This is a genomic window from Mesorhizobium sp. M7A.F.Ca.US.005.03.2.1 (assembly GCF_003997795.1).
GTDB classification, from domain to species: domain Bacteria; phylum Pseudomonadota; class Alphaproteobacteria; order Rhizobiales; family Rhizobiaceae; genus Mesorhizobium; species Mesorhizobium ciceri.
This window is the reverse complement of the sequence record NZ_RZRP01000648.1, coordinates 1-3,698: the sequence shown is the minus strand read 5'-3', so window position 1 is coordinate 3,698 and position 3,698 is coordinate 1. Positions and strand designations below refer to the sequence as shown.

Here is a 3,698-nt window from a genome sequence, read left to right as displayed (position 1 = left end):
CCCTCCACTGCGGCCCAACTGGTGCCGCCGGCGCCGGCGACATCGATTACCGCCACGCCCGCCTCGACGAGCGCACAGGCACCGAGGCGGACAGGCCCGCCCCCACTTCCTTGGCCACCATCGGCACGCCCACGATGCGCGCGGCGCCAGCGATCAGCGCCAGGACGCCGCGCCAGTTCGCGGTCGCCCTCCGGCTGTACCGCTTCCTGCAGCGGATTGAGATGGACGATGAGCCCATCGGCCTCCAGCGCGTCCACCGCGCGACGCGCCAGGTCCAGGCCGTCGGCCTCCCGCAGTTGCGCGGCGCCGATATTGGCCAGCAAGGGAATGTCTGGCGCCAGGCGGCGCAGCGCGCGCGTTAGCCCCTGGGAGTTGCGGGATTGCAGGCTCACACGCTGCGAACCGCACATGGCGATCCCCAAGGCTTGCGCTGCCTCGCTCAAATGCCGGTTGATGGCCTCGGCCCGTGGCATGCCGCCGGCCATAGAGCTGATCAGCAGCGGCGCGCGCATAGCCTTGCCCAGCAGCGAGGCGCGCAGGTCGATCTGCGTCAGGTCCAACTCGGGCAGTGCGCAGTGTTCGAGATGGATGTACTCCCAGCCAGCGGCCACCGTGGCCGGCGCCGTTCGCCGATCCAGCACGATGTCCAGATGTTCGTCCTTCCCCGGCTCAGGGCGGTGTCGCTCATGCTCGCTCCATCCGTAGCAGCGGGCGACGGCGTTGCGTCGGATCGAACCGACGGCAGCGCGCCCAAGCCGCCGCCTCCGGCGCGTCCAGGCCGACGCACGCTGGCCTCCCCCTGCAGCGTCGCTGCGATAGCGGCTGGTCGAAGTCTGGTAGTACTGCGCGCGGATCGCCGCCATCGCCTCGATCAACGGTCCCCACGGCGCGGGAAAGCATTCTTCCGCCATCACCCGGTGCAGCATGCGCGTATGGCCGGCCAACTCGTCGTTGAGGAACTCAACCACAGGCATAGCCGGATAGCGCTGCAGAAGCAGGATCGCCGCGTTATCGCCGGCCGACCTGTCCTTGTCGCGTCCATGCAGATCGTTCTGCAGGCGCCCTATCACTGAGATGAGCCGCAGGACCTGGCGAAACGCTGGACGCGCGCGCAAGGTCGCCATGTCCAGCCCCCACAGCAGCGACAGGCAACAGAACACGGTCCCGTAAGCGATCGAATCGATGCCGTTGTGCAGGTACTCGGCGTAAGACCAGCGTCGCGCCCCTGCCGCCTGCGCGTGTCCGGCGCGCAGCGCCGCGCAGTAGCACCGGGTATAGTCGAGAAGCCGAGCATAGTCGTGACGATCGTAAGCGAGCGCAGCCAGCGAAGCGCGCAGCTGAGCGCAGCCCTCGAATCCGGAGAGCACGCACGGTACGCCGTGCCCCAGCGCCTGCTCCAGGGCGGCGAGCTGCTCCGGCGCGATCAGGCCAACGTCGTTGCAATCGTCTAGCCAGAACAGCAGCGCCAGTTCGCGATAGAACGCCACGATCAGCGTTTCGTCCTGCGGATCGCGGCCGGTGCGGGCGCTGGTGTCGCGCAGGCTCGGGTGAATGCGTTGCAGGATATACTGGCCGCCCCTTACCGCTTCCTCAGCATGCTCATCCGCGAAACCGGTCAGGGCACGCCCCCACTCAAGCACCTGCTGCAGCGCGCGTTCGGTCTGGATCATGGCGCCGCCCCTGCTCCCTCGGCTACGACGCGCCGCCCACAACGAAGCGCCAGCCACAACCCGGCGAGACCGCATCTCCGCGCCATAACGGCGATCGCGAAGTTATCGATCCGATTGCCAGTTGCTGATGCAAGCTCTTGTGAACGGCCGTTAGGACCGGCCCGCAGCCTCGCCGGCAGTATCGAGCAATCCGCTTGCGCCGGCTCGCCATAGCAGGCGAGGACGGCAAGGTCGCCGGCGGCAAACGCACGCGAGCACATTGCAAGCGACATCCGCGAACGCGGCGCCGACTGGTCAGCCTCCGCCTCGGTGCCCGCATATGTCCGCGAGTCGAGCAGCGCCTTCGCCACGAAATGAGCAGAACGCCTTACGAGCATCGACCGCCGGCTGCTGCGCATGCGCGATGATGAGGCATGGTCTCGCAGCGGACCCGTTCCGACAGATGCTGCACCAGGGACGAGGCGACCTTATCCAACAAGGCACCACTTGCGCTGTTTGTGGAGACGAGCGTCGGCTGCATCCATGCGGCTGCTTGAGTGGTGAAGACTCTGAACGACGGTTCCTACGGCGCTGCCGGCGCAATCGGCTGCTTGGGGGACGCGTGACGCAGTCAAAGCTCCCCTTGCCAAGCACGGAGCAGGCGAGTGAGAGAGCAGATGAATAGGCGTGTCGCCAATATTTTTGCATTGCTCTAATCGATTATAGTTGTGAGGAGCAATTTGAGACCATTTACTTGCGGCTCAAGTCACCCATAAAAGAAGGCAAGCACCGATTCGGTAGCTTATCCCCTGTCTTTCGCGTACTCGCGGCCGTGGCGCCGGGTGAACGATTGAAGACCGCCGGTCTCACTCGCAGGTGGGCGCCAGGGCGTGGGGCGGTTGGCAAGCCACAGGAGTAGGACAATGTCGAAGGATTCGGGTAAGGGCGATAATCACGGCGGCGGACCGGGCAAGATCGAGATCACGGTGGTGGTGAACGGCCAGCCCACGCAGGTCGAAGCCAATCCCAACCAGCCGCTTCACGTCATTCGTACCAAAGCCCTTGAGAACACGCAGAATGTCGCCCAACCAGCCGAGAATTGGGAATTCAAGGATGAGGCCGGCAACTTGCTCGATGTCGACAAGAAGCTTGGCGACTTCGGTTTCCCGAATACTGTGACCCTGTTCCTCAGCCTGAAGGCGGGCGTCGCAGGTGCCTAAACACCAAAGTGTGGATCCGGAGGTCTCCCGAGCGAAGTTTGATCGGGAGATCGGCCGGTTCCGGCCATATGCTGATGTCTATCGGGCTCAGGGCTGCTTCTTGATCGAGGCGACCTTTCCGCGCGCTTTCTTCATTTTCGCCAGCCCCAAGTTAAAGCCACGGGTGGTCAGCGCAGCGAGCGAGGTCGACTTCACCGACTACGACTTAAGACCACCGTCCGTGGTCTTCGTCGATCCGTTTACGCGTCATCCGATTGCCCGGAAAGATCTATACCTGAAAATGCTTAGACGTCCGCCGCTGCCCGGAACGCCGCCGGAGATGATAGGAGCTCTCATCCAGCAGAACGCCGTGCCGCTGACGGACTTCATCCAGGCCAACAGTCCCGAGGACGAACCATTCCTGTGCATGGCGGGCGTCCGGGAATACCACGACAATCCAGCCCATTCAGGTGATCCATGGCTGCTTCATCGGGGTTCTGGCGAAGGCTGTTTGGCCTTCATCCTGGACAAGATCATCAAGTACGGAATCGTTCCTATAGAGCAGTTGCAGATTCAACTCCAACCGACAATCGTAGGAATGGTGGTATCCCCTCAGGCGATACAAGAATGACTGGTTTGAGAGATGTAACGATCGTGACTCTCCCGCGCGGCTGCATCTCGACCACGCATGGGCATCTGCGCTCAGTTGGTCGCGAGGGCAATGAGGGGATGGCGCTCTGGGTCGGCGTTCAGCAAGAGCGGCACTTTGCCGTAACAGAGACGGTTATCCCGGCGCAGCGTCACATTCGGACAAACGATGGAGTTTGCGTGATCGTTGCGGCGGAAGAAC

General features: G+C 63.5%; 2 protein-coding genes and 2 pseudogenes. 2 read left to right on the top strand and 2 right to left on the bottom strand.

What is annotated here, in order from left to right; genetic code table 11:
* Both EN991_RS27565 and EN991_RS27560 read right to left on the bottom strand, forming a co-directional pair.
* Window positions 1–688 (bottom strand): annotated as a pseudogene (locus tag EN991_RS27565) (type 2 isopentenyl-diphosphate Delta-isomerase); the annotation flags it as partial.
* An 88-nt stretch (window positions 689–776) separates the two neighbouring features.
* A pseudogene (locus tag EN991_RS27560) lies at window positions 777–1,670 on the bottom strand (hypothetical protein); the annotation flags it as partial.
* Window positions 1,671–2,572: 902 nt separating this feature from the next.
* Here EN991_RS27560 and EN991_RS27550 point away from each other — a divergent pair.
* Together EN991_RS27550 and EN991_RS27545 are read left to right on the top strand one after the other, a co-directional pair.
* Window positions 2,573–2,869 (top strand): DUF2604 domain-containing protein, encoded by a 297-nt coding sequence (locus EN991_RS27550; RefSeq protein WP_024505654.1) that lies wholly within the window; start codon window positions 2,573–2,575, stop codon window positions 2,867–2,869.
* Entirely contained in the window at window positions 2,862–3,479 is a 618-nt protein-coding gene (locus EN991_RS27545) for a putative metal-binding protein (RefSeq protein ID WP_024505653.1), read from the top strand. The genes EN991_RS27550 and EN991_RS27545 overlap by 8 nt, the downstream gene beginning before the upstream one ends.
* The last annotated feature ends 219 nt before the right edge of the window (window positions 3,480–3,698 follow it).

Excerpts from the sequence above, each read along its gene's own strand:
- EN991_RS27550 (WP_024505654.1), top strand. The coding sequence starts at position 2,573 with ATGTCGAAGGATTCGGGTAAGGGCGATAATCACGGCGGCGGACCGGGC.